Raw genomic sequence first — 26,469 nt, 5'->3', positions numbered from 1 at the left:
TTGATCCGAATACAAACCCGGGCCGGTGATTCTGCAATGGCAATTTCTGGTACTGGCTCCTATACTTTTGTATAAAATCAGCATCTTATGGGTTAAATTTTTGTAAATTTCGTTAACATACGCCAACAATCCCGAGTTTATCTGTCGCAATTTGACCATTTATCGTCAAATATCCGGACGCTTCGGGCGTGTCGAAAAATATCTTGTTCACAATTACCTTACAATATGGCTCGTATTTTTCCATATTAGTATTTTCTCTTTATCTATTGAAGCAACGCGCTGGTTTCAACCTCCGCTGCAACTGCGCCGGCGCGAACGATCCTGTAGCGACCGACATAGCGACCTTTGATCCAGCCCGCCGCTGACGGACGCTTGCCGCTGTACGCGAACCAGCTGAGGCCGCCTTTGTCGACATCGCTCACTTGCGTGTGCACCGCCTCGCCGCGCGGCCCGATGATCGAAAACTCCTGCCGATCCCCGCTTCGCGCGCCGAATGCGTCGACCCACAGGATGAGCGGTGCGTGGACCCCGGCAAGCGCGGGCGGCGGGTCGCGCATCGTAACGGGCGACGGCGGAATTTCGGAGGAGAGACCCGCGGAAATGACCCCCGCCGGCGCATAGCCGAGTTGCGCGGCCACTGGTCGCGACCAGAGCGGCGTGTGCGCCGCGCGGGTTCCGCAACCGGCAAACGGTGCAAGGCCGACAAAGGGATCTACCGCGACGCCGCCATGCCGCACCGTGAAATGAAGGTGCGGAAATTCGCTGTTTCCCGAAAGGCCGATCAGCCCGAGCGTCTCGCCGCTCGTCACGACCTGTCCAGGTCTTACGCGCACGCTTCCTCGCAGCAGGTGGCTGTACTGCGTTTCCCATCCATCCCCATGATCGATCACGACGGCGTTGCCCGCGTCCTTGCCGCCCACCCGATCGGGGCCGCCAAGGCCGGCATCCGCCTCGCCATCGCGTGTACGAAGCACGGTGCCCGCGCGCGCGGCGACGACGGCGACGCCCGAACGCATCGCAGCCATCGTGCGAAGGCGAATATCGATACCGTCATGCCCGTCGGTCGTCAGCAATCCGCAGCGATAGTCGCTGCGGCCGGGACCGGGATCGTGATCGAACAGTTTCTGGATGAGACAGGTTTCGCCGGGCCGGCAGTCCGCTGGAAAAAGCAGCGCCGGCGCGGCGGCGGGCTCCGATCCCGCGAGCGAAGTCATTGCGACGAGTATCTGGGAAAGCATCATGAGCATTTGACGCTGACCGATCCTTTCCACGTGTATCGCGTTTCAAATTGGAAGGCCTGCAGCCTCCATCGCCGGCCGCCGCCAAGGGGGGCAATGGCGGCGAGCACGGCGGGCCAGCTTGGAGGGCCGGCCAAGGCTGGAATCGCTGCCGCGAGCAGACCGGGTTGCACGAGCTTCGCCGTGATGCCGGCCAGAGAAGCAGCTTTTTCAAATCCTGTTGTTGCGCACCCGCGTGGACGAGACGGGCCCGGAGCGGATGATCTTTGATCGCCATCCTGCGAACTGGTCTGATGAATATCGGAAACGGCCGAAATTCCCGGATGGGGACATTCTTGCCGGATCGAGCCAAGCCATTCCGAATATCGCGCCGATCCAAATAAAAAGGAGGGCAGACCAAGGCCTGCCCTCCTCTTTTTGCAAAGGTTTGTCGGGGTGTGGACGTCCCCGAACCGACCTTCTTAGACGAACGTGATCATGTCGTAGGTCGCGTTGCCTTGGCTGTAGGCGTTGATCGCCGCAACCGAGTCATACGCACCTGCTTCGGCGAGCGCCTGGATCGGAGCCGAAGCGCCTTCCCAGAAGTCCTCGATGAGCACCGAGCCAGCCGCGGTGATGACATAGACGTCCAGCGCGTCGCCCTGGCCATCCCAGTCGCCCGTAACGACGAACATGTCGGCCGACGGATCGAAGCCGGCATCCACGTCGAAGACCAGGGTGTCACGGTTGGCGAGGTTGAAGTCGCGTCCCGAACCGAGGCTGAACGGTGCACCGATTACGTCGTTGCCGAAGCCCGGCGACGAGTCGGTCGAGTCGAACTTGAACAGGTCCTTGCCTGCGCCGCCCGACATATGGTCGTCGCCTTCACCACCGGTGATGCTGTCGTTGCCAGCTTCGCCTTCGAGGTTGTCATCGCCGACGCCACCATTGATGGTGTCGTTGCCGGTGTCACCGCGGATGGTGTCGTCGCCGTCATCGCCGTTCATCACGTCGTTGCCGAAGCCGCCCGACATATAGTCGTTGCCGTCGCCACCGTTCATGGTGTCGTTGCCGCCACCCGGGAGACCCAGGTTTTCGAACAACGTGTCACCATACATGGTGTCGTCGCCATCGCCGCCGTTCATGGTGTCGTTGCCGGCATCGCCCGCGAGCGTGTCGTCACCGTCATTGCCATTCACGACATCGTTGCCGGCACCACCATAGATGGTGTCGTCGCCGTCATCACCCGACAGGTTGTCGGCGCCGGCATTGCCCTGGATAAGGTCGTCGTCGTCACCACCGGACACGACGTCTGCGCCGTCATTGCCCTGGATGTTGTCGCTGCCTGCTCCGCCGGAGATGTTGTCGTTACCGGCGTCGCCGCCGATGACGTCATCGCCGTCATTGCCTTCGATGACATCGTCGCCTTCGTCACCGTTGAGGACGTCGTCGCCTGCACCGCCCGAGATGAAGTCGGCATCGGTGTTCGACGGATCGAGCGGATCGAAGAACGGATCGCCGTTGCCGCGGATCACGTCGTCGCCGGCGTCACCGTAGAGCGAGTCGTCGCCGCCTTCGCCCCAGATCACGTCGTTGCCGCCGTCACCATGGACCAGGTCGTTGCCGTCGTTGCCGTTCAGCGTGTCATCGTCGGCGCCGCCGGCAATGTCATCGTCGTCAGCACCGCCCTGAACGAAGTCGAAGCCTGCACCGCCGCGGATCACGTCGTTGCCGGCATCGCCGTCAAGCTCGTCATCGCCGTCGTTGCCTGCCAGGTTATCGTCGCCTTCGCCGCCGTCGAGCTGGTCATAGCCCGTGCCGCCGGTGATGGTGTCGTTGCCATCGTCACCCCAGAGAAGGTCATCGCCGTCGTTGCCGGCAATGGTGTCGTTGCCGCCTTGTCCGAAGACCTGGTCGTCGCCGGCGCCGCCCGTGATGTTATCGGCATGGCCGTTACCCGGGTTATAGCCGCTCTGGTTGTAGGCGAAGTCGGGATCGGCTTTGCGGCCAACGCCGTTGTCGCCGAAGATGACGTCGTTTCCGTCGCCGCCCGAAAGCTGATCGACGCCATTCGAGTTCGTACCGCCCTCAATATAGTCGTCGCCATTGCCGCCGCTGACGTTATCGGTTTCGGTGCCGCCGAACAGGTTGTCCTGTCCGTCCCCACCGGTGATGACGTCGTCGCCGGCATTGCCTTCGACGCGGTCGTCGCCCGATTGCCCGTTCAGCGTGTCATTGCCTGCGTCGCCGCGGATATAGTCGTTTCCGCCGCCGCCCCATGCGGTGTCGTTTCCGGCCCCGCCGAGCAGAGTGTCGTTGCCGTCAGCTCCGCCGTTGTCGACGCCCGTGTAAACGACGTTGCCGGGTCCGACGACGACGAAAGTGGCTTGGTCGCCGATCAGCGTGTCGTTGCCGGCCCCGCCGTCGACGCGGTCATTCCCGCTACGACCGATGACATTGTCATCACCCGCATCGCCATAAAGGTCGTTGTCGAGATTGTTGCCGTAAACGGTATCGTTCCCGCCATTGCCGCGTGCGTTGTACGGCAACGTCGCGGTGGAAACGATCGCATTCAGATCGATGAAGTCGACGGAATTGGTCCCGAGAACCTGACCTCGCGAGGTCGGATTCTTCGCGGCCGTCGGCGCGTTAGATGGAGTTACACTCGGCATTTCGCTATCCTCTTCATTCTGGTCGCAAAGGATGCTGCTTCAACGATTTGATTAAAGCCCCACCCAAATGGCCCACGAAAATACGGGACCTGAGGATTGAATATGGCGGGGGGGGCAACACCGACATTCCTGCATGGGGACATGGTGTTAACTTTTTTAACCTGACCCATTTCGGGGCAGTCTCCGCTTTCGCAAACGGCGCGTACGACGTGCGTCGGCCGATGCGCCGCAGAATCGTCAGTGTCAGAAATCGGTACCTTGCGGTCGCCGCTCGACCGTCAGTTCGGTTTTCGTCCGAGGCGCGAGGCGGACGGACGCGACGGGTTCGGAATCGCAGACGATTCGTCTTGCACCGCCTGCAGAGGCGCAGCCGCGACTTCGCTTCCGCCGCCGAGCGATGCGACTACCGGACGTGACGCTGCAAGCGCTGTCTCGCCAGTGGGTTTGCCGATATCGGCGACGGCGGGACGCCCCAGCGGCGACGCCCCCGGACGCGGCGTTCCACCTGCGGCGCAACAGCGCCCTTCCTCGATCGCGTCGACGTTCAGCCGACCGATCGCCGCCAGCACAAGCGCGCGCGCGACAAACTCGTTGCGCTTCGCCCGCTCGAGCGACACCTGCGACGCCAGCAGAGAATTTTGCGCGTCGAGAACCTCGGTGAGCGTGCGGTTGCCGCCGACGGCTTCCTTCTTGAGGCCCGCAACCGCCTGCTCGGTCGCCGCGACGGCCGCCTCGGCGCTGACGATTGTGCTCTTCGCCGACTGCCAGCGAGTCCAGCTGCTGGAAACATCCTCGGCGACCGTGCGCTCGGCGGTCTCGATCTGGGCGAGTCGCTGGTCGCGCACGGCGCGGGCGCGGCGCACTTCGGCATGGTCTTTGGGCAGGAAGACGGGCACGCGGAGTTCAAGGCCGCCATACACCGACGAGCGATCATCGGGGAGCTTTCCCGTGAACAGATTGGCGACGCCGCCCGTAAGATATTCGTACCCGCCAACCGCATCGAGCTGCGGCAACAGCGCTCCCAACGCAAACGCCGCGCCAGCCTTGCCGGCGATCGCGTTCAGCCGTGCGGCGCGCAGACGGGGCGACATCTCGGCCGCGATCTTCTGCGCGGCGGGAAGGGAAGACGGCAATTCGGCGAGAACGGGCAGCGGCGGAACGATCGTTCCCGATTGCCCGCTGACGGTCCGGAAGCGAAAGCCCTGGACGTTGAGTTCCTCGGTCGCGGCGAGCACATTCGCCTGCGATGTCGCGAGACGGGCGCGCGCCAGTTCCTCGTCGGTCCGCGTCGCTTCCGAAAACTCCAGCTTTCGCGATGTCGCGCGCAGTTGCTCCGCGATCGCATCGCTCTGCATTTGCGAGAAGGTCAGGATCTTGCGGTTGAGCAGGACGTCCGCCGAACTGGTCAGCAGTTCGAGCAGCGTGTCGGAGATGGCACCGTCGAGCGTGGCTTCGGTCGACAAGAGTTCGGCCTTCGCAATCTCGACACTGTTATAGGTGCGATTGCCGTCGAAGAAGCGGAGCCGCGCCTCGATCGCCGCATGGCCCGACGTGTATTTCGAGTCGTTGCGCGTTCCGCCGCGGACGTTGATCTCGCGCCGCTGTACCGAGCCGTTGGCTTCGATCGTCGGCATATAGCCGGCCTCGGCGCCTTCGAGTCGCGCCTGGGCGATGCGAATTTGGACGCGCTGCGTTTCGACGTCCGGATTGTCGTCGACGACCGACCGTGCGAGCGACGCCATCGTGCTCGACGGGGACGGCGATTGCGCGGAAACAGGGCCGATCGCCGGCCCCGCGGCGATGACAGGCACGCACATTGCGCTCGCCAGCATGATCCATTGTTTGCGCATATGCCCCTCTTCGGAAATCGTTCGATCGAACGAGAGCCGACCCATTCTCTTATGGGTGCAGATTAATCGGGGGCGCCGAGCGGCGAAACTACCCGAACGGATATGTCCGAGGGGATAATAGACTCGTTCCGCTGAATCGAAATAGACAGCACCCATCGGCTGCCCTGTCACGGCATCCGGAGTCTTCGCCGGCCTATCAACCGACACGGACTTACCTGACCAAGAATACGAACAAAAATGGTCAGAAAATGCGTTCTGTTCCTGAACTGGGGTTGGGCGCTGGACATCATGGTCGCGAGTGCATCTCCTGTTGCAGACTTCAATGTTTGCGGCGGGCTATATGTTTCATGGGGGACCATATGTCGTCTGATATTGAATTGGCTGTGCATTGTAGTGGGCCGGCAACAGCCTCTTTCTATTCCGACGACGTCTATGAAGGGCAGGACCATCGCCCTGCAGCGAACGACGCCGCAGAAATCGATGTGGCCGCCGGAACCCGAAAGATCTGGCACGACTATCTCGCGCAGTTCGACATCAGCTCGGCCATCCTCACGGTGCTTGCTTCGTCAGCGAGCGCCCAGCGCCGCGCGTTTCTGATCGGCTTTGATCATGTGCGCGGCAACCCCGCGGCAACCAAGAGCCTGCTCGCTTCGATGGACGACCTCGTCGAGCGCGGCGGCGAGCCGCCGGTTCACCATTTCCAGCTGGCGCGCACCGACCTCGCACCCGCCTCGCCGCTCGCCAGCGATCTGTCGGGCCGGTTCGACTGGGGCATCATGGTCCGGATGAAGCAGGGCACCGAGATCATCCGAGCGCTTTTCTTCCGGCGCGAGGAGGCGGGCAAGTTCAGCGACCGCGATGCGCTGTCGTTGCAATTGATCGCGCCCATCCTTGCCGAGTCCGCAACGCGCGTCTCGCAGCTCGCGCATCAGTCGCGGCATACCGCAATGCTCGAGGCGATGTTCGACCGCGTCTCGATGTCGATGGCTTTGCTGTCGGCGGAGGGGCAACCGCTATTCCTGAACAGCGCGGCCGGCGCGCTCGTCGCGCAGCGCCGTTGGCTCATTCCTGCGGTGGACGGCACGCTCGTCGCCGCTAATCCGGCGCAGGCAAAGGGCCTTCGCGATGCGATCGCGCGGGCCGCGACCGCCGTGGATCCGGTCGAGGAGGTCTTTCGCCTCGATTGCCGCGACGGCGACTGGCGCCTCGCCTATGTTGTTTCGGCCAAGTCCCGCACGGGCGGCGAAATGGCGCGTTGTGCGATGCTCATCATCATGGGGCCCGGCAAGGTCGATGCACCGAGTTCGCTACTCGAAGCGCTCGGCCTGCTCCCGTCGGAACAGCGCTTTCTAGGCCAGTTCCTGAAATCGAGCAGCCTCGGCAACGCAGCGGAAGGATGCGGCCTCTCGGAGGAGACCGCGCGCACATATCTGAAGCGTGTCCGCGCCAAGCTGGGCGTGCATCGGCAGATGGAGTTGGCGGGCCTCATATCGGGGCTGGTACTTCCGCTTCGCGCCGCCGACAGCGCGCCGATGCTGGACGGCCGGGATGGCTAACGCCCTGGTGGCCGGTCGCCGGACCGCAAAAGGCGGCAATCTGCTGACGGAAAGCCTGCGGCTACAGCGTTCGATCGCGGTCCGCCTCATCCTCTTTTCCGCCATCACGAACACGGCGGCGCTCGCCATGTCGCTGTACATGATGCAGCTGTTCGACCGCGTGCTGACAAGCCAGAGCAAAGACACGCTCTATTTCCTCGCGATCGCGATCGTCATGGTGATCGGGCTCGCAGCGCTTCTGGACGGCATCAGACAGCAGGTCGCGAACCGCGTCGGCACCTGGCTTGCCCAGCGGCTCGCGCCAGTGCTTCTCGTTCGGACGCTCGAGCAACGGCTGATCCACCCGAACATGCGTCTCGAGGCGCTGCGCGAACTGGCACAGATCAAGAATTTTATCTCGACGCCAACCGTCTTCAGCGTCGTCGACATGCTCTGGGTGCCTTTCTATCTCCTCATCGTATTCATGCTCCACCCGATCTTCGGAATGATTTCGGGAATCGGTGCCGTCCTCCTGTTCGGGCTGACATGGTACAATGAGCGCCTGACCCGCGACGCGATCAAGGACACGCAGGCGCTGGCGGCGAGCAACATGCAATATGCCGAGTCGCTCGTCCGCAACAGCGAGGTCATCGATGCCATGGGCATGGCGAAGGACACGGTCGCGCACTGGAGCGATCGCTATATCGCCGAGACCACCTCGGTCGATCAGACTCAGTTCCAGTCGAGCAAGATCCTCGCGTGGATGAAATTCGTCCGCAACCTCGTTCAAGTCGTACTTCTGGGCGTGGGCGCGTTGCTCGTTCTGGATCAGCAGCTCACCGGCGGGGCTATGATCGCCGGATCGATCCTGATCGCGCGATTGCTCGCGCCGATCGAGGCCGCGATGAGTTACTGGAAACAATTCGTCGTGGCGCGCGAAAGCCTCGAGAAACTGACGCGCTTTTGCGACCTGCCGCCCGCCCGCATCTCCGAAATGGAATATCCGAAACCCTCGGGCCGGATGTCGATCGAAGGGCTGAGCTACGCGGCGCCGGGCATGAAGGGCGCCATCCTTCGGAATGTGACGTTCCAGATCGAAGCCGGCACATCGCTCGCGATCGTCGGCCCCTCGGCTTCGGGGAAGACGACGCTCTCGCGCCTTCTCGTCGGCGTGCTGAAGCCCACTTCGGGCCATGTCCGCCTCGACGGCGCCGATACCTTTGAATGGAAGCGCAGCGATTTTGGGCAGAATGTCGGATACCTGCCGCAGGATGTCGAGCTTCTGTCGGGAACGATCCGCCAGAATATCGCGCGCTTCCGCCCCGACGCCCGCGATGCCGACATCATCGCCGCCGCGAAGCTTGCGGACTGCCATGACATGATCCTCCAGATCGATGGCGGCTATGACTGCGTTCTGACCGATGGCGGTCATCAGCTGTCGGGCGGACAAAGGCAGCGGGTCGGCCTGGCGCGTGCCCTCTTTGGCCTGCCCCCGCTCGTCGTTCTCGACGAGCCCAATGCCAGCCTTGACGCACGCGGCGACGCGGCGCTTCTCGCCACGATCAAGAAGCTGAAGGCGCTCAACATGACGACTATCATCGTCTCGCACCGCTCGAACCTGCTCGAACTGTCGGACAAGATTCTGCTGATGATGAACGGCCAGATCGCAAAATTCGGCGACGCCCGGACGGTGGTCGAACAAATGTCGGGTAACCGCCGCGCGATTTCTCCGCAGGAGGAAAACGCCGCCAAACAAAAGCCGGCCATGTTCGGTGACAAGGGGATGGGTGCATGAACGTTCCGCTCCGGATGAGCCCCGACGGCGAAGGCGCTCCGCTCGCCCTTCCCGCTCCCGCGGGTGACATAGGCGCAGCACCGAAGGTCAAAAGTTCGTTCCGGCTCGCCTTCGTCGCGATCACGCTGTTCGTGGCCGCTTTCTCGGTATGGGCGTGGGCGGCGCCGCTCAACAGCGCAGCGATTGCCAGCGGTTATCTGGAAGCGGCCGGCGGCGGACGGCGCACTGTGCAGCACCTCGAGGGCGGAATTGTCAGCAGGTTTCTGGTCCAGGAAGGCCAGCTTGTGAAAGCGGGCCAGCCGCTGCTTTTGCTCGATGCGACGCAAAGCGATGCGTCGGACGCGGCCCTACGGTCGACCTTCTACGGCCTCCTTGCGCAGGATGCCCGGCTCGATGCCGAACGGCGCGGTCTTCGCTCGGTCGCCTATCCGGCGGAGTTGATGGCGCAGGCCGGCGATCCCGAGATTCAAGAGATTATCGCAACCTCGAACGACGAATTCGCCTCGCGCCAGCGCGGCCTTTCCGAGCAGTCACAAATCTATTCGCAGCGGATCGGGCAGACCAATGCCGACATCCGCAGTTCGGACGCTCAGATTGCCGCGCTCTCGGACCAGGCGAAGTTGCTCGCCGATGAAGAGATGGGCGTCGATATGCTTGTCGATGAGGGGCTTGAACGGAAATCTCGGCTCCTTTCGCTGCAACGCCAGCGCGCCTATGTCGAAGGCGAGCATGGCAAGCTGACGAACAACCTCGATCGCTTGCGGAATACGATCGGCGAGTCGCGCGCGCAGATGTCCTCGCTGCGCAGCCAAATGGCGGCGGAGGCGGCGACGAAGCAGCCTGAAGTACAGCTTAGAATCGCCGAAACCCGCGAGAAGATGAAGGTGAGCAGCGACATCCGCAGCCGCCAGCAGATCGTTGCACCGATCGATGGACGCGTCTCGAACCTTCGCTTCATCACGCCGGGCGGTGTGGTCGGCGCCGGCCAACCCATTCTCGACATCGTGCCCTCTTCGGAAAAGATCGTCGTCTCGGCGCGGCTGAAGCCCAACGACATCGACATGGTTCATGATGGCCTCAAGGCAGAAGTCAAACTCACGCCTTACAAGGCGCGCGTGATCCCGAACCTGTTCGGGACCGTCCGCGAAGTGAGCCCCGACGCCATTTTCGACAAGGAAAGCGGCCAGATCTACTACAAGGTCATCGTGGAAATTTCGCCCGAACAGTTAAAGCGTTATCCTTCGGTCCGGCTGATGTCCGGCATGCCGGCGGAAGTCTTTATCGACCTCGGATCGAGTTCGCTCGTGAGCATGTTCTTCCAGCCGATGATCGACAGCTTCAACCGGTCATTCAGGGAATCCTGATCGTCGGACCGCTCGGGGGAGTGTCGAGGCGGGCCGACTAGCCCGCCCCGATGAGGGGGATGGAATTGCCTGGCTACGGATTACTTCTCCGGGGAATCCAGCAAGCTGTGCAGGGAACTGCACTGGGCGTCGCGGCCGGCTGCGGCCTCAGTGATAACGCCACGATCGAGGCGCCGGAGCCTGCGATCCTCGAGCCCACACCGCGGCGAAAGCGCTGGTCGCGTCGCAAATCACCCCTCGCCATCGAAATTCCGATGACCGCCTCGGCGGCGGTGCGCGATCCCGATGCGGATCTATCCGCACGAGCCGTCGGGGGACTGATCGCGATGGGCGGCGAGGCAGCGCCGGCTACAGACGGCGACGGACCGGTGTCGCTTGCCAGGACCGACGCGCTCGCTCTGGGCGTTTCCAATTTCGCGCTTCCATTTGCGTCTCCCACGCGCGGTGCACCGACTGCGATTGAGTCGCCGGAGCCGCTCCTCCTCGGTACGGGCGGCGGACATGACACATCGTCCAGCGATGTGTCGGGGACTCCAGCCGACGCTTCCGCGGTCGGCTCTGCGCTGGCGCATGCTGACAATGCGGCAAACTCCTCCGCAATGACGATCTTCGGGGATGCGCTCGATGTCGAAATGATTGCCGCGGCTCCGCCAAGGCGGCAGGCGCTGCTCGCTCTTGCCGATCTTGGCCAGCGTATGGGCGCACCGACCGCCGCGATGGCACCCGCCAAGGACGAAACGGCGACTGCGGACGTCGGCGCGGATGCGGGCGGCGCGGGCGCGGAAGGCCTGGAGGCGGACCCGGCTTCGGGCCAGGCGAAGGAGGGCGACCTTCTCACGCTCCAGACACTGTCGCGCGGCGGCTTGGCTGTGTCGGGCGGCTATTCGTCGATCGAGGGGCCGGTCGGGTCGGTCAAGCTTTCCAGGACCAATATCGGCAAGCCCGGCCGCGACATCACGCTTTCGGGGCGCTATTCAAAGGTTCAGGCGCTGATGGAGCTTGGCGCCTCCGACACCAATTTCGCAGGCAGCGGCTTTGCCATCGCGCCGACCTTTTTCTACTCCCGATCCAAGGCCGTCGGTTTCGACGACGACGTCAATTCTTCGCTGTTCGTTCAAACGGCACGCGGCGGAAATTTCTATCTCGGGCGCCCGCTGAAGCGCGGTCTCCGCTTCGCAGCCAACTACCGTTATTCGGACGAAGATTTTGTCATTCGCCGAAAGAACGCGGCCTGCGACGCCAGCGTCCACGGCAGCGTTTTCTGCAATGCCCTCGGCCACTCGACCGGCTCGGTGTTGAGCCTCGCACTCAGCCTCGACCGGCGTGACAGCGCACTCGATCCGAAGCGCGGCTTTCAACTGAGGGTTTCGCAGGACATCGCCGGGCCGGGAGGCACCACGCGCTTCGTCCGCTACCGCGCCGGAGGCACCTATTACCGGCGCCTCAGCGGCAATATCGATCTCTCCGCCGGTCTCGAAGGCGGATATATGAAGGGATACGACGGGCGCGACGTCCCCCTCTTCGACCGCTTCTATATCGGCGGCAACACCATGCGCGGGTTCGACCTTCGCGGTCTCGGTCCGAAGGTCGTACCGGTAGGGGCGGCGCCCGGACAGGCCACCGCCATCGGAGGCCGAGCCTATTATGTCGGGCGCGTCGAACTTTCCTTCCACCTCAGCGGCGACGTCAACCGGTTCGCCGTTACGCCCAGCATCTTCGTCGACGCGGGATCGGTCTTCGGCGCGCGCAAATCGGAACTCGCGCCGGGAGAGGCCTTGATCGGAAACAGCGCGACTCCGCGCGTCGCGGTCGGGCTTGGACTATCGTTCAATGTCGCGCCCGGAAAGCTCCGTTTCAATGTCGCTCAGCCGGTAAAACGGCAGAATGGCGACCGCTCGAAGATCCTCTCGATTAGTTTCGGCACAGCATTTTAGATTGTGGCACTAACCGTGTCCCCATCGGGGACTGGCGGCAAATCGAGCGCCTCAGCATATCTTTCCCGCGGGTCACGCGTGCTAAAGGGGGCGCTGATGGGTTACGTTCATTTCAGATGGAGCGGCACGTCCACGATCCACGTCGCTGACCTCCGATGAGCGCCTCGGCGGAACCCGTCGGCAGTAGCCCTGCCGAACAGCTCTCCGAGCGCCTTCGCCGCTTTCGCGAGGAACGCGGGATGAGCCGGTCGGAACTCGCCGAACGCGCGGGTCTCAGCCGCCCCACCATCTGGGCGTGGGAATCGGGAAAGACGCAGCCACGCAACAGCAATCTCCAGACCCTGGCGGCAGCTCTCGGCATTTCCGAGATCGAGCTTATTGCGGGCCGGGAAAGCCTGGGCGGCGGCCCGCTCGACGAGATGGACGTGCTCATGCCGTCGGCTTGGGAAAGCGGTGAACTGCCCGTCGGCCTCGCGCATCCGCAGCGGCTGCGCATCATGATATATGCCGCGAAACTCGGCATCGCGGCGCTTGCCGGAATCAAGGCGCAGAATGTGAAGATCTCCATCGAATTGTGAGTGCGACTTCCGCGTCGTTGGACGACCCTCGATGCGCACGCGAATGGCGATCGACGCGCTGGCCGTCGTTCAGCTGAATCTGTCCTCACTTAAAGATGATCCTAGTCCGCAACCGGGGACTGATCGAACCGCTCCTTTGTCTTAATACCAAAGAGGGACTGATTCGGTTGGGAGGCTGCGGCATGGCACGGGGTTTGGAATTCAACTGGTCGGAGGCGGATCTCGTCGTGCATCCCGTGCAGGCGATTACAGCCTATCCGACGCAGCACGGCGTCGTCATCCGGCAGCAGAAGCGAACGGATCGCGACCGCGACGACGCGATCATGATCCCGCACTATTCGATCGATCTGTTGATCCAGCGTCTGAGATACCTGCAAAACACAAGCGTGATCAACGTCGAGCATGTGGCCAATTCGGAATTGTCGGAAATCCTGGCTGCGGAATAAGCGCCAACGGGCTCCGCTGATCCGGGACTTGCCGTCAGGGGCAGGAATGTCACGCGAGCGCCGGTTTTGACAGGTCGCGAGAGCGCAGCGGACTAGCCGCGCGTATAGTCGCCGACGCCTTCTCCCAGATATTTGTTGTTGGCTTCCCGCTCGGCCGCCGCTGCGTCGTCATACAGGAACGGCAGGAATGCATAGCGCCGGCCGCGAGTTACCGGCGTCGCTTCATGGAGCAGGCCGCAACCAAAGACGATCGCGCCGCCGGGCGGCGCGCGATAGGTTCGCGATCCGAATTCGGGAAAACGAAGCTCGCCGCCGTCGAAGTCTTCGTTGAGGTTGATCGTGACGGCAAACCGGCGGTGCGCCGTACCCTTGGTGGTATTGTCGCGGTGCGGACGGAAATGCCCGCCAAGTTCCGCCTCGTAGCAGGCGACGATATAGCGCTCCATGCGGGTCGCATCGAAGTTGAAGGCGCGCTGGATCGCAGGACGGACGCAATGCCCGATGCGCGCGCGAAGCGAACGGCAAAGCTCGCTGTCGTCGATCGTAAAGTCCGATCGACGCTTGTGACCATAGTCGATCAACTGGACGGTCTTGCCGTCGACCTCGCGCATGAAACCTGAATCGCTTCCACCGTCGGCGTCGTAAAGATCCATGAGTTGCCGGCACATGGCCTGATCGAGCACGCGCGGAACCGACAGGACGGGCGCCCAGTCCTCCACTCCCGCTTCACCGATGAGGCGCTCGGCCAGGATGAGACTTTCATCCGCACGCGGCAGCAAGTAGCGGCCTGCCACACGCAGTTGCCGATCGAGCACCATGACATAGGGATCGTAACCGTCACCGCCGAGGCGACTGGCACCATAGGCGTCGGAAATGGCGCGGTCATAGTCCAGCACGACCCGAACCCCCGGGAGCCGGTTCTGGATACGCCCGCTCCTCGCGTCCTCAGGATCGTGCGTGACGATGAAAAGGCTGCAGGCGCGATCGTCGAACAGATCATGGGCGAGAAGTTCGGCAAGCTTGCCCCGGACGGCCTCGCTCTCTGCCGATCCGACGAAGAAGAGCAGCGTGACGCGCCCCGCAACGGTATGGAAGGTATATTCGGGATTTCCGTCGAGGACCGGGGCCTTGAACCAGGGTGCGGGCGATCCCACGATCGGCTTGAGGATCGGCGCTGCCGGCGCGCTCGGACGTGCGGGCGCGCTTGTCTTCGCACGGATCGGTCCGGCGCGATTGGCAGCCGCAATGGCCAGTGCCGAAGATGTCGAAGCACGGCCGGCAACCGACCGTCCAACTCGCGTTGACTGCTGCGCCAAGATTGATCCTCCCCTCAGGCCCAAGGGGCTTTTCTATCATTGGAGGCGCTGTCCGCTTATTGGCTATTAAGGGGTATCTCGGCGCTCAGAAGGTGCAAGGATCCCAAAACCGGACCCATCCGGCGCGAGGCGGAAAATCTCGATGGTCGATGGATCCAGCTGGCGAACGGCCGCTTCAAGGCGCCGATGGGGCGCGGCCCAATCGGCTGGCGGCGTTTGCGGTCCCCCTGCCCCTGCACTCGGCAATAAGGCAAGAATTGAACTCGTCGATACAAGCGCATAACTTCGGCATCGGCGATTCGACTGGCCGGGGAAGCGGGCGAAGGGCCGGATTCATCCTGCGGCTCCACTGATTGTCTTCGAAAGCGACATTTTCAGAAACGCAGAAATCTGACGGGACCCCGATCGGTCAATCCGGACCACATATGTCTCATCCCATAAGTCAGTGACTTATGGCGCTTTGAATAACTGAACGGGAGGGACGCGATGCGAAAGGCCTGCCTTGCCCTGTTGATGACGCTGGCCGCCTGCTCGTCGCCCGACACGGTCGCGGCACCTGCGAAAAAAAGGGATGCTGCCGCCGCGCCGCTCACGGCAGCCTCGGCGCCAACATCGTCGCCTGCCAAGACCGCGCCCGCGCTGACTCTCGCGCCCGACGGCCTGGTCGTCGATGGCCGGCTCGTCCGGTTCGGCATCCCGCGTGCCAGTGCGGAGCTGGTGATCGGCAATGTGCTGGGCAAGCAGCGCAACCGGGGGTCAAGCTCCGAATGCGGCGCCGGGACGGTCGACTACACCGGATATCGAGACGAGCTGCAGCTTGCGTTTCAGGACGGCAAGTTCGTCGGCTGGACAATAAACGGCGGCGAATCGGCGCTCAAAACGACCAAGGGCATCGGTATCGGGTCGCCGCGCCAATCGGTCGATGCCGCCTATCCCGACGCGATTGTCGACGATTCCTCGCTCGGCCTACTGTTCAGCACCGGCGACCTCGTCGGCATCTTCGACCAAGATGGTATCGAAGGCATCGTCACCGATATATGGGCCGGAACGGTCTGCCTGGTCGACTGAGGAGGCGGGAATGGATCGTATCGAAACCGAGGCATCGGGCGGCTGTCAGTGCGGCGCGGTGCGTTGGCATGTCACTGCCGTTCTCGACACGTCGCACATCTGCCACTGCCGCATGTGCCAGAAAGCCGCCGGCAATTTTTTCGCGGCCTTGATCGGTGTTCCGCGCGATGCGATCAGCTGGACCCGCGGCGCGCCGGCGTGGTTCAAAAGCTCCGACAAAGCCGCGCGCGGTTTTTGCCCGACGTGCGGCACGCCGCTTGCCTATGATTATCTCGAGAGCAAGCACATCAACCTAACGACCGGGTCGTTCGACGAGCCCGCGCGTTTTGCGCCCAGGATGCAGTTCGGGATCGAGGGCCAGCTGCCGGCCTTCGCCGCTCTGCCGATCCAGGCCGAAGGCACGACCGAAGACACGATGCGCAGTGTCGTCGGCGCAATCAAGGCGAGCAACCACCAGCATCCCGACCATGACACCGATCACTGGCCGGCATAATTCGCTAAACGCTCCTCGCCGCCTGTGATACGCCGCCTCGGGGCTTTGGGGGAGGCACAGCGTTGGCAACGCAACCGATCGGCGAACGCACAAGCAACGCACGGCTGAGCTGGGTCGTCGGACTGATCGCGCTGTCCGTGCTCCTCAACTATGTCGACCGCGGCGCGATCGGCGTCGCGGCGCCGCTGATGAAGGAAGAGCTGAAGCTTTCGGCGACGGGCTTCGGCGTCGCCGTTTCGGCGTTCTTCTGGGTCTATGCGCCCGCCTGCCTGCTTGTCGGATGGCTCTGCGACCGCTTTTGCGTCTATCGCATCTTTGCGCTGGGCGTTGCAATATGGGCGGTCAGCACCGCGCTCACCGGTTTTATCGGCGGTCTCGCTTCGCTGATCCTGCTTCGCCTCTTCCTCGGCCTCGGCGAAAGCATCGCCTTCCCCGGCAGCAGCAAGATTTTCGCCGCCGAGGTTCCCGACGAACGCCGCGGCATCGCCAACGCTTCCGTGTCCGCTGCGCTTGCCTTCGGACCGGCCGTGGGCGTGCTGTTCGGCGGCGCGATCCTGGGCGAATGGGGCTGGCGCGCGGTGTTCTGGATCTTCGGCCTGGGAACGCTGATCTGGCTCATCCCCTGGCAGATCGCCTCGGCACCCCTGCGCGCGAAGAGCATCGCCGCCGAACCCGGCGAGCGCGTGTCGATCCGCCGACTGCTGCGCGTGCCCACCCTGTGGCGGATGGGGATTGTCCATTTCCTGTCGAACTACGGCTTTTATTTCCTGCTCGCGTGGCTGCCGCTCTATCTCGTGAACACGCGCGGCTATTCGATTGGCGAGATGACGGCGTTGACGACGCTCAGCTTCACGACGCAGGGCGTGGTCGCGCTGGGCGGAGGCTGGATTTCGGACCGGATGGTATCGCGCGGCGCCGACGAGGGCGAACTGCGCCGCTGGTTGATGATCGGTGGCCAGACCGCGACGGCCGCAGCCATCGCGGGGATCGCGCTGAGCGACAATGCGGTGACGCTTGGGCTCTGGCTGGCGGTCGCCGGTCTCGGTACCGGGCTGATCGCCACCAACCTGTTTGCCATCGCACAGATTTTTGCGGGTCCCCGCGCGGCCGGGAGCTGGGTCGGCATCCAGAACGCGTTCGGCAATATCTCGGGGATCGTCGGGCCGATCGTCACCGGTCTGATCGTCGACTATCTCGGCGGCTATGGGTATGCGTTCGCGACGGCGGCCGGTCTCTCGCTGCTCGGCGGATTACTTTGGTGGACGATGATCCCGACGATCCGGACGGTCGAGCTGTAACCGAACCACTGGCGAATCCCCGCCCGCGCGATTAGAGGCAGCCCCATACGCCAGCGACGGAGCGACGCCATGACCCCTACCGCCAAAATCCTGCTCCTCGGTTCGGGCGAGCTGGGCCGCGAGTTCGTGATCGCTGCAAAGCGGCTCGGATGTCATGTCATCGCGTGCGACAGCTATGCCGGCGCGCCGGCGATGCAGGTCGCGGATGCGTTCGAGGTCTTCTCGATGCTCGACGGCGATGCGCTGCGCGCGACGATCGCGAAGCACCGGCCCGATTATATCGTCCCCGAAGTCGAGGCGATCCGCACCGAAATTCTTGCAGAGGTCGAAGCGGAAGGCTTTCATGTCGTGCCCTCGGCCCGCGCCGCGCAGCTGACGATGAATCGCGACGCGATCCGCGATCTGGCGGCAGGTGAACTGGCGCTCAAAACCTCGACCTTCGAATATGCAACGACCCGCGACGAGCTGGCCGCAGCAGCAGCGCGCATCGGATTTCCGCTCGTCGTGAAGCCGGTGATGTCCTCGTCGGGCAAGGGACAGAGCACGGTCAGGGATATGTCGGACATTGACGCGGCGTGGGACTATGCCGCCGCCGGAATGCGCGGCGACCGGCTGCGCGTGATCGCCGAGGCGTTCATCGACTTTGATTACGAGATCACGCTGCTGACGGTGCGCCACAAGGACGGCGTCGCGTTCTGCCCGCCGATCGGCCACCGGCAGGAACGCGGCGATTATCGCGAGAGCTGGCAGCCCGCCGCAATGTCGGATGCGGCCCTGGCGTCGGCGCAGGACATGGCGACGAAGGTCGTCGACGCGCTTGGCGGGCACGGCATTTTCGGCGTCGAGTTTTTCGTGAAGGGCGACGACGTCATTTTCTCCGAACTCTCGCCGCGTCCGCACGATACCGGGATGGTGACGCTGATCTCGCAGGCGCTGTCCGAATTCGACCTGCACGCCCGCGCGATCCTGGGCCTGCCGATCCCGGATATTGCCGTGCCCGATCCAAGCGCCAGCGCGGTCCTGCTCGCCGATCGCGATGCAACCGATTTCGCCATCTCCGGTCTCGCCGAAGCGCTGACCCCGCCGAATGCCGAAACCGCCGTCGATGCCCGCATCTTCGGCAAGCCGGTAACGCGCCCTTACCGGCGCATGGGCGTGGCGCTCGCAAAGGTTGCAGGCGGCACGACCGACGATGCCCGCGTCGCGGCAGTCGCGGCGGCGGCGAAACTCATCATCGACTATCGCTAGGCCTCGCGGCCCCTGCTACATCCGCCCGATGTCCGAGAAGAATCATCTCTATCTGGTCGATGGCTCCAGCTACATCTTCCGCGCCTATCACCGCCTGCCGCCACTGACGAACCCGAAGGGTGTGCCCGTCGGCGCGGTTTACGGCTACACCACCATGCTGTGGAAGCTGGCGAAGGATCTGCACGACGCCGACGGGCCGACGCACCTTGCGGTGATCCTCGATCATAGCAGCCATTCGTTCCGCAACGACATCTATGACCAGTATAAGGCGAACCGGCCCGAGCCGCCCGAAGATCTGCGACCGCAATTCCCGCTGATCCGCGACGCGACGCGCGCCTTTTCGCTGCCGTGCATCGAAATGGAGGGGTTCGAGGCCGACGACCTGATCGCCAGCTATGCCGAAGCCGCGGTGCGCGAAGGCTGGGACGTCACGATCGTCAGCAGCGACAAGGATCTGATGCAGTTGATCCGCGAGCCCGCCGAAGGCCCGCATGTCGACATGCTCGACACGATGAAGAATGTCCGCCTCGGCCTGGAAGCGGTAGACGAGAAATTCGGGGTCGTGCCCGATCTGGTCGGCGACGTCCTCGCGCTGATGGGCGACAGCGTCGACAATGTTCCCGGCGTGCGCGGCGTCGGTCCCAAGACCGCAACCAAGCTGATCCAGGAATATGGCAATCTGACTGCGGCGCTCGACGGCGCCGACACGATGAAGCCCAGCAAGCTGCGCGACAATTTGATCGAGCATCGCGCGATGGCCGAACTGTCGCGTATTCTGGTCGATCTGAAGCGTGACGTTGCGCTGCCCGACCCGCTCGACGCGCTGAAACTCGGTGCAATCCCGCCGGCGCCGCTGAAGATATTCCTCGACGAACACGGCTTCCGCTCGCTGTCGGCCAAGCTCGACCTGGGTACGACGCCGGGCGGCCCGCCGACGTTTCCGCGCGCGGCTGCGTCGCCCGTGGCTGCCTCCGGCGACGCCCCGTCGACGCCGACCCTGCCCGCGATGCCCGCTATCGACCGCTCGACCTATGAATGCGTCACCACGATCGAAGCGCTCGACCGCTGGATCGCCGAGGCGCGTGCCGCGCATGTCGTGGCAATCGATACCGAAACCGCCAGCCTCGACAGCGTCACCGGCGACCTTGTCGGCGTCAGCATGGCGGTCGCGCCGGGCAAGGCCTGCTATATCCCGCTCGGCCATGGCGGCACCGATATGTTCGCCGAGAAGCCCGACCAGATCGCGATGGACGCCGCGATCGACCGCCTCCGCGCCCTGTTCGCTGACGATGCGGTGCTCAAGGTCGGGCACAATCTGAAATATGACATCGGCGTGCTCGCGCAGCATGGCGTGATCGTCGCACCCTATGACGACACGCTGGTGATGAGCTTCGCGCTGGACGCGGGCAAGCATCAGCACGGCCTCGACGAGCTGGCGAAGCTCCACCTCGATCACACCTGCCTGACCTTCAAGGAAATGTGCGGCACCGGCAAATCGCAGATCAGTTTCGCCGAGGTGCAACTCGACCGCGCGACCGAATATGCGGCCGAAGACGCCGACGTCGCGCTGCGCCTTTGGAAACTGCTGAGGCTTCGCCTGCCCGTCGAGGGCGGCACGCGCGTGTACGAGATGGTCGACCGCCCGCTCGTCGCGACCGTCGAGACGATGGAGCGCGCGGGCATCATGGTGAACCGCGACTATCTGGCGCGGCTGTCGGGCGAGTTCGCGACCGAGATGCTGCGCATCGAGGGCGAAATTCATGGCCTCGCGGGCCAGCCCTTCACCATCGGCAGCCCCAAGCAGCTGGGCGAGATCCTGTTCGACAAGCTCGGCCTCAAGGGCGGACGCAAGGGCAAGTCCGGCGACTGGTCGACCGACCAGAGCGAGCTTGAACGGCTCGAACGCGACGGCGTGCCGATTGCGCGCAAGATCCTGGAATGGCGCCAGCTTGCGAAACTGAAATCGACCTATACCGACGCGCTGCAACAACAGATCAACGCGAAGACCGGCCGCGTCCACACGAGCTATAGCCTCGTCGGCGCGCAGACCGGGCGCCTGTCCTCGACCGATCCGAACCTCCAGAACATCCCGATCCGCACCGAGACGGGGCGCCAGATCCGCGACGCCTTCATCGCGGCGCCCGGCCATGTGCTGATCGCCGCCGATTACAGCCAGATCGAGCTGCGCCTCGCCGCGCATATGGCCGACGTCCCCGAACTCAAGGAAGCTTTCGCGCAGGGACAGGACATTCACGCCGCGACCGCAATCGAGCTGTTCGGCGAGGTCAATCGCGACACCCGCGGCAAGGCCAAGACGGTCAATTTCTCGATCCTCTATGGCATTTCGCGGTGGGGGCTTGCCGGCCGCCTCGAGGTCACACCCGACGAAGCGCAGGCGTTGATCGCGCGCTATTTCGAGCGCTTTCCCGGTATTTCGGATTATATCACCGACACGCTCGAGAGCGTGCGCGCCAAGGGCTATACCGAGACCTTGTTCGGGCGGAAAACCTGGTTTCCGCGTATCAAGGCCGCGAGCCAGAACGAGCGCGCGGGCAGCGAACGCGCCGCGATCAACGCGCCGATCCAGGGCACGAGCGCCGACCTGATCAAACGCGCGATGGCGCGGATGCCGGGGGCGCTGGCCGACGCGGGTCTGTCCGACGTGAAGATGCTGCTGCAGGTCCACGACGAACTCGTCTTCGAAGCGCCGGAGGACCAGGCCGCCGCCGCCGGCGAAGTGATCCGCCGCGTGATGTCGGGCGCCGCCGAACCGGTGCTGACGCTGTCGGTTCCGCTGGAGGTCGAGATCGGCACGGGCAAGAGCTGGGGCGAAGCGCATTGATCGCCGTCCTGCTGTTCGTCGCAGCGCTTGCCGCCGATCCCGTTACCGTGCCTTCCGCTCCGGCAACCGAAGCCGCGACGCCCGTCGTCGCCGACACCGACGTGCGCGAATATGCGGCGGTCGCCGGGCGAAAGGTTGCCGGGCGCCCCGTCGGCGGTCCCTATCCCGACGCCGACAAGGTGCTGCTGCTCGCGCGCGATGGCAAAGGCTATCCGGTCGTCGCGGCGAGCATCGGTTTTCCGGTGCGCCAGTCGCTGCCCGCCCCGCCCGCAGGCACGCTGGCCATCGTCCGCCTGCACCAGCGGTCGGAAACGACCGTCCCCGGCCCGACCGCCGACGACCTGGCGTTCGTGGCAGCGAACAGGATGCCGCTCTTCGTGATCGGCGAATGGGCACGCCCCGCGCCGATGTGGGAGGTTGCATGGGTCGACGATGCGGTGCGCTATCGCGCGATCGGCGATGTCGGCGAGATTGGGCCCTGGCAGGACTAGCATAGTCTCACATTCGCGCTTGACTGTATTATTATTATAATACAGCAGGGTCGGAACCGAGGGAGAATCTATGGTGCGCACGCTGATTGTGGCCCTGGCCGCCGCCGCTCTGTTTTCGCAGGCCGGCTTCGCTGCCGAACCGGCGCCGCCTTCTCCGCCGGTCGAGCCCGTCGAAATCCTGCCCATAGCCTTTTCGCCCGACGGCCTGTCGGGACCCGGCGGCGAACGGCTGCGCACCGCGATGGAGCAGGCGCAATTTATTGCGCTTGGCGAGGATCACGGGTTCGCGGGGTCGCCGCAACTTGCCGAAGCGCTCGCGCACGACGCCACGGCAATCTCCGAACGGCAGGACGCAGGGCCGCTGTATCATGCCGTCGAAGTCGGACCGGACACCGTCACTTGGGTCGCGGCCCAGCTTGAAATCGGCGGGCTCGACGCGCTTGGCATGGGGTTGAACGGACGGCCGTGGGCGATGCCGTTCCTGTCGAATGTCGAGGATGCCAAACTCGCCGCCCCCTTCGCTGCCGAAGGACGCTTGTGGGGGATCGACCAGGAGTTCGTCGGTTCGCCCTCGCTGCTCTTCGACGTCCTCGCCGGGCGCACCAAGGACAGGGCGACAAAGGCGCTGCTGGCGGGATGGCGCCACAAGGACGACAGCGCGCTCGTTGCCGGAAAATTCGATACGATCTTCACGGCCATCGCGACGGACAAAGATTTTGCCGACCTTCGAACCCGCTTCAAAGGCGATAGCGAAGCGCTGAAGATGATCGACGACCTGGCCGAGAGCACCCATATCTATCAACTCAACAACAGCGGCCAATATCTTCAAAACAATGAAGAACGTTCGGCGTTGATGCAGCGCTATTTCCTGGCGGCCTATCGCGCCGCGCCCGTCAAAGCGCCGCGCGTCCTCTTCAAAATGGGGCTCAACCATATCGGCCGCGGCACGACGCCGACGTCGATCGTCGACCTTGGCTCGATCCTGCCTGGACTGGCGGCCGCAAACGGCAAGACGGCGTTGACGGTCGCCTATGTCCCGCTCGGCGGGTCGGTGCGCCAGATCAGCCCTTCGCCCACCGCCTTTACCAAGGTCGCCCCTTATGAGGACGAGATGATCGGCCCGATCCTCGACGCCGCAGGGATCGCACGCGAACGCATTCCCGCCGACGCGCATGTCCTGATCCCGCTCGCCGCGCTGCGTCACAATCTTGCCGGCAAGGCGCTGCGCGAGCTGCCCGCCTATGCCAAATTCCTGCTGCTGGGGGCCGATTATCTGGTGACGACGCGCGGCGCCGAACCCGCCACACATTTCGAGGCTTTGGGCAAAGCGGCGCCCTGACGCGCCGGGCCGATGGCATCGCTCTTTCGCGCGGCGCACTTTCTCTCTATGACAGGTCGATGACATCCCGCCGGCACTTTTCCGACAGCGGCGACGAAAGGCTTTCATGACAACCTCTCCGGCAGCCAGCGCGCCGACCCGCATCCAGCAGAATTTCCTGGCGCGCCACGAGCGTCGCCTGCTCAACTGGATATGCCCCCGCCTCCCGGCCTGGACGACGCCCGACCAGCTGACGACTCTCGGCTTCATCGGCGCGGTGATCGTCGCGGCGGGATATATGTTGAGCTGGATCGACGACGAATGGCTCGGCCTGTGCCTCGTCGGCTATATCGTGAACTGGTTCGGCGACTCGCTCGACGGCAGCCTGGCGCGCTGGCGGCGGATCGAGCGGCCGAATTACGGCTATTTCGTCGACCATAGCGTCGATGCGGTCGCGACCTTGCTGATGGTCGGGTCGATCGGAATGAGCCCCTTCATGCGGCTCGACGTCGCGTTGATGGCCGTGATCGGATATTTCCTGCTGTCGATCCACACCTTCATTGCGGCGAAGGTCGCCGGCGAATTTCGCCTGTCCTATATGGCGGGCGGACCCACCGAATTGCGGCTGATGCTGATGGCGATGACCGCGCTCATGCCGCTCGTCGGCGGGCATGACGTCCTCGGCACCAATTTTTCCGGCTTCGACCTGTTCGCGATCGTCATCGCAAGCATTCTGGTGACCTTGTTCGTCGTCCAGAGCTTCGCAACCGCGCGCATGCTCCACGCCCGCGGGGTCTAGGGTCAGGACCCTAGGGCCGCAAGCGCGCCTGCGGATAGGTGCCGAGCACGCGCAACGACTTGGTCTGGAAATCGAGCTCCTCGAGCGCACGGTCAATCCGCTCGTCACCTGGCGCACCGACGATGTCGGCGTAAAAGGTCGTCGCGGCAAAGCTGCCGCCGACCTGATAGCTTTCGAGCTTGGTCATGTTGACGCCATTGGTCGCGAAACCGCCAAGCGCCTTGTAGAGCGCAGCGGGAATATTCTTCACCTCGAAGATGAAGGTCGTCATCAACGGCACATCCTGCGGCGGCGCGGCGAGCGGTTCGCGTGCGAGCACGACGAAGCGCGTCATATTGTGATCGGCGTCCTCCATCCCCGTACCATGCAGCGTCAGCCGATAGAGTTCGGCGGCATGCGGCGGCGCCAGCGCGGCAAGTCCGACCTCTTCGCTGTCGGCGACCCACGCCGCGGCACCGGCCGTGTCGCTGTGCGCGACGGGCGAAATATTGTTGGCGCGCAGCCATTTCCGGCACTGGCCGAGCGCCTGCTCGTGGCTCATTGCGCGGGTGACCGGGCCAAGATCGCGACTCATCAGGCCATAGCGGATCGGCAGGAAATGCTCGCCGATGATATGCAGCCCGGATTCGGGGAGCAGGAAATGAATGTCGGCGACACGGCCGTGCAGGCTGTTTTCGATCGGGATGATCGCGCGGGCGACGCTGCCGTCGCGCACCGCCTCGATCGCATCCTCGAACGAATAGCAGGGCAGCGGCAGCGAGCCGCCGTCATATTCGCGTGCAGCAAGGTCGCTGTTCGCGCCCGGCGCGCCCTGAAAGGCGAGCCCGCGCGCCGGATCGGCAAGCGCTGCCGCCTTCATTGCGTCCACCAACCGCTGTGCCGAAGCCGAATAACTGCCCATGTTTGCCTTCCCGCGCCAGAGCCGCGGCGCATAGCGACACGGCGCCATCGACGCAACCGGCGCGGCGTGCGATTTCATCCCCTTGCGCGGCGCTTCGCGCGCCAGTAAGGGAGCGACCAAATCATATCACGCGTCCCAAAGGCGGGCGCCAGCGAACGGGGCTGCAAGCATGGACAATCGCAACAACACTATTGCCGGCTGGGTATTGTTCGCCGGCATTTGCGCACTGGGCCTGTCGATCGGCTCCGGCATGTTGTTCGCCAGCCACAATCCCGAAAAGCCGGGCTATCCGATCGAGGATGCCGAGGGCGGCGCGGACAGCGGCAAGCCCGCTGTTCCCCTGCCCAATTTGCTCGCTGCGGCCGACCCGGCCAAGGGTGAAGCCGTTTTTGCGAAATGTGCGGCGTGCCACACGATCAACTCGGGCGGCGCCAACGGCATCGGCCCGAACCTGTATGCGACGATGGGCGAGCCGATCGGCCAGGGCAAAGCGGGCTTCGCTTTCTCCGACGCGCTCAAGACTGTCGGCGGCAACTGGGACTTCGACAAGATGGACCATTGGCTGACCAGCCCGCGCAAGTTCGCCCCCGGCACGAAGATGTCGTTCGCGGGCCTGTCGAGCGCCGAAGATCGTGCGAACCTGATCGTCTATCTGAACGCCCAGGGTTCGAACCTGCCGCTGCCGAAGGCCGAGGCCGCTCCGGCCGACGCCGCTGCCGCTGCCGCTCCGGCGGCAGGCGCCGACAAGGGCGCGGCTCCGGCCGAAGCGGCGAAGGGTGCCGCGGTTCCGGCGGCAGGCGCCGCTGCGGCGCCGGCACCGGCCGAAGCCAAAAAATAATGCGGTTCGCGCCCGTCGTTCTGGCGGGCGCGCTGCTGCTCGCCGGCTGCGGCAAGGCCGAGCAGGCCGAAACGCCGACCGATGTCGCCACGACGACCGAACCGGCACCGACGGTCGCACCGACAGCGGCGATGGGCGAGCAGGTCTTCAAGCGCTGCGTCGCCTGCCACACGATCACCAAGGACGGCGCGAACGGCATCGGCCCGAACCTCCACGGCGTCGTCGGCCGCGCGGTCGCATCTCATGCGGGCTTCAGCTATTCGTCGGCGTTGCAGGCAAAGGGCGGCAATTGGGATGCCCCGCATCTCGACCATTTCCTGGAAAGCCCGATGAAATATGCGCCGGGCACGCGGATGGCCTTTGCGGGCGTCATCGACGCCGCGGATCGCAAGGCGCTGATCCTGTATCTGGAATCGCAGTCGAAATAATCCGCGCTTCGCCGCTCCACCATCCTTTGGTGGCCCCC

At 64.0% G+C, this 26,469-nt stretch carries 21 protein-coding genes; 16 read left to right on the top strand and 5 right to left on the bottom strand.

The window, feature by feature from the left end; translation table 11 throughout:
- Positions 1-263: 263 nt before the first annotated feature.
- The 3 genes from ACO055_RS19535 to ACO055_RS19525 form a co-directional block, all read right to left on the bottom strand.
- Complete coding sequence (locus ACO055_RS19535) at positions 264-1,214, bottom strand: M23 family metallopeptidase (RefSeq protein ID WP_422060510.1); 951 nt, start codon at positions 1,212-1,214, stop codon at positions 264-266.
- Between the two features lie 485 nt (positions 1,215-1,699).
- Complete coding sequence (locus ACO055_RS19530; protein WP_422060509.1) at positions 1,700-3,889, bottom strand: calcium-binding protein; 2,190 nt, start codon at positions 3,887-3,889, stop codon at positions 1,700-1,702.
- Positions 3,890-4,167: 278 nt separating this feature from the next.
- Positions 4,168-5,721 (bottom strand): TolC family protein, encoded by a 1,554-nt coding sequence (locus tag ACO055_RS19525; RefSeq protein ID WP_422060508.1) that lies wholly within the window; start codon positions 5,719-5,721, stop codon positions 4,168-4,170.
- Positions 5,722-6,098: 377 nt separating this feature from the next.
- Between ACO055_RS19525 and ACO055_RS19520 the strand changes: the two genes are divergently transcribed.
- The 6 genes from ACO055_RS19520 (at position 6,099) to ACO055_RS19495 (ending at position 13,391) form a co-directional block, all read left to right on the top strand.
- Positions 6,099-7,295, top strand: coding sequence for a helix-turn-helix transcriptional regulator (locus ACO055_RS19520; protein ID WP_422060507.1), 1,197 nt, complete (start codon positions 6,099-6,101; stop codon positions 7,293-7,295).
- On the top strand, positions 7,288-9,069 hold the full coding sequence (locus tag ACO055_RS19515; protein WP_422060506.1) for a type I secretion system permease/ATPase: 1,782 nt from the start codon (positions 7,288-7,290) through the stop codon (positions 9,067-9,069). The genes ACO055_RS19520 and ACO055_RS19515 overlap by 8 nt, the downstream gene beginning before the upstream one ends.
- Entirely contained in the window at positions 9,066-10,433 is a 1,368-nt protein-coding gene (locus ACO055_RS19510; RefSeq protein WP_422060505.1) for an HlyD family type I secretion periplasmic adaptor subunit, read from the top strand. The genes ACO055_RS19515 and ACO055_RS19510 overlap by 4 nt, the downstream gene beginning before the upstream one ends.
- Positions 10,434-10,540: 107 nt before the next feature.
- Entirely contained in the window at positions 10,541-12,367 is a 1,827-nt protein-coding gene (locus ACO055_RS19505; protein ID WP_422060504.1) for a BamA/OMP85 family outer membrane protein, read from the top strand.
- A gap of 155 nt (positions 12,368-12,522) precedes the next feature.
- Positions 12,523-12,945, top strand: coding sequence for a helix-turn-helix domain-containing protein (locus tag ACO055_RS19500; RefSeq protein ID WP_422060503.1), 423 nt, complete (start codon positions 12,523-12,525; stop codon positions 12,943-12,945).
- 95 nt (positions 12,946-13,040) lie between these two features.
- Positions 13,041-13,391, top strand: coding sequence for a hypothetical protein (locus ACO055_RS19495; protein WP_422060502.1), 351 nt, complete (start codon positions 13,041-13,043; stop codon positions 13,389-13,391).
- A 92-nt stretch (positions 13,392-13,483) separates the two neighbouring features.
- On the opposite strand, the gene ACO055_RS19490 is transcribed toward ACO055_RS19495, so the two are convergent.
- Positions 13,484-14,707 carry a 2OG-Fe(II) oxygenase gene (locus ACO055_RS19490; protein ID WP_422060501.1) on the bottom strand — a complete coding sequence of 408 codons (1,224 nt, stop codon included), beginning with the start codon at positions 14,705-14,707 and terminating at the stop codon, positions 13,484-13,486.
- Positions 14,708-15,193: 486 nt separating this feature from the next.
- On the opposite strand from ACO055_RS19490, the gene ACO055_RS19485 reads away from it, so the two are divergent.
- The 8 genes from ACO055_RS19485 (at position 15,194) to ACO055_RS19450 (ending at position 24,264) form a co-directional block, all read left to right on the top strand.
- Positions 15,194-15,775, top strand: coding sequence for a hypothetical protein (locus tag ACO055_RS19485; RefSeq protein ID WP_422060500.1), 582 nt, complete (start codon positions 15,194-15,196; stop codon positions 15,773-15,775).
- A gap of 10 nt (positions 15,776-15,785) precedes the next feature.
- The gene (locus ACO055_RS19480) at positions 15,786-16,268 is read left to right on the top strand and encodes a GFA family protein (protein ID WP_422060499.1); all 483 of its coding nucleotides are present in this window, start codon (positions 15,786-15,788) and stop codon (positions 16,266-16,268) included.
- 62 nt (positions 16,269-16,330) lie between these two features.
- On the top strand, positions 16,331-17,566 hold the full coding sequence (locus tag ACO055_RS19475; protein ID WP_422060498.1) for an MFS transporter: 1,236 nt from the start codon (positions 16,331-16,333) through the stop codon (positions 17,564-17,566).
- A 69-nt stretch (positions 17,567-17,635) separates the two neighbouring features.
- Complete coding sequence (gene purT, locus ACO055_RS19470) at positions 17,636-18,814, top strand: formate-dependent phosphoribosylglycinamide formyltransferase (RefSeq protein WP_422060497.1); 1,179 nt, start codon at positions 17,636-17,638, stop codon at positions 18,812-18,814.
- 28 nt (positions 18,815-18,842) lie between these two features.
- Positions 18,843-21,656 (top strand): DNA polymerase I, encoded by a 2,814-nt coding sequence (gene polA / locus ACO055_RS19465; protein WP_422060496.1) that lies wholly within the window; start codon positions 18,843-18,845, stop codon positions 21,654-21,656.
- Positions 21,653-22,147 (top strand): hypothetical protein, encoded by a 495-nt coding sequence (locus ACO055_RS19460; RefSeq protein WP_422060495.1) that lies wholly within the window; start codon positions 21,653-21,655, stop codon positions 22,145-22,147. The genes polA and ACO055_RS19460 overlap by 4 nt, the downstream gene beginning before the upstream one ends.
- A gap of 70 nt (positions 22,148-22,217) precedes the next feature.
- Positions 22,218-23,486, top strand: a complete 1,269-nt coding sequence (locus ACO055_RS19455; protein WP_422060494.1) for a hypothetical protein — start codon at positions 22,218-22,220, stop codon at positions 23,484-23,486.
- A 106-nt stretch (positions 23,487-23,592) separates the two neighbouring features.
- Complete coding sequence (locus ACO055_RS19450) at positions 23,593-24,264, top strand: CDP-alcohol phosphatidyltransferase family protein (protein WP_422060493.1); 672 nt, start codon at positions 23,593-23,595, stop codon at positions 24,262-24,264.
- 10 nt (positions 24,265-24,274) lie between these two features.
- Here the strand turns inward: ACO055_RS19450 and ACO055_RS19445 are convergent, their stop codons facing one another.
- The gene (locus tag ACO055_RS19445; RefSeq protein ID WP_422060492.1) at positions 24,275-25,165 is read right to left on the bottom strand and encodes a prephenate dehydratase; all 891 of its coding nucleotides are present in this window, start codon (positions 25,163-25,165) and stop codon (positions 24,275-24,277) included.
- Between the two features lie 169 nt (positions 25,166-25,334).
- Between ACO055_RS19445 and ACO055_RS19440 the strand changes: the two genes are divergently transcribed.
- Positions 25,335-26,003, top strand: a complete 669-nt coding sequence (locus ACO055_RS19440; protein WP_422060491.1) for a c-type cytochrome — start codon at positions 25,335-25,337, stop codon at positions 26,001-26,003.
- A complete protein-coding gene (locus tag ACO055_RS19435; protein ID WP_422060490.1) occupies positions 26,003-26,431 on the top strand; it encodes a c-type cytochrome in 429 nt (142 codons plus the stop codon). Before ACO055_RS19440 ends, ACO055_RS19435 begins: the two co-directional genes overlap by 1 nt.
- Positions 26,432-26,469: the final 38 nt, after the last annotated feature.

Origin of the sequence: Sphingopyxis sp., from assembly GCF_965227415.1 — a bacterium.
Taxonomy (GTDB): domain Bacteria; phylum Pseudomonadota; class Alphaproteobacteria; order Sphingomonadales; family Sphingomonadaceae; genus Sphingopyxis.
The sequence above is the reverse complement of the archived record's forward strand: the minus strand, read 5'-3'. Positions and strand labels throughout refer to the sequence as shown.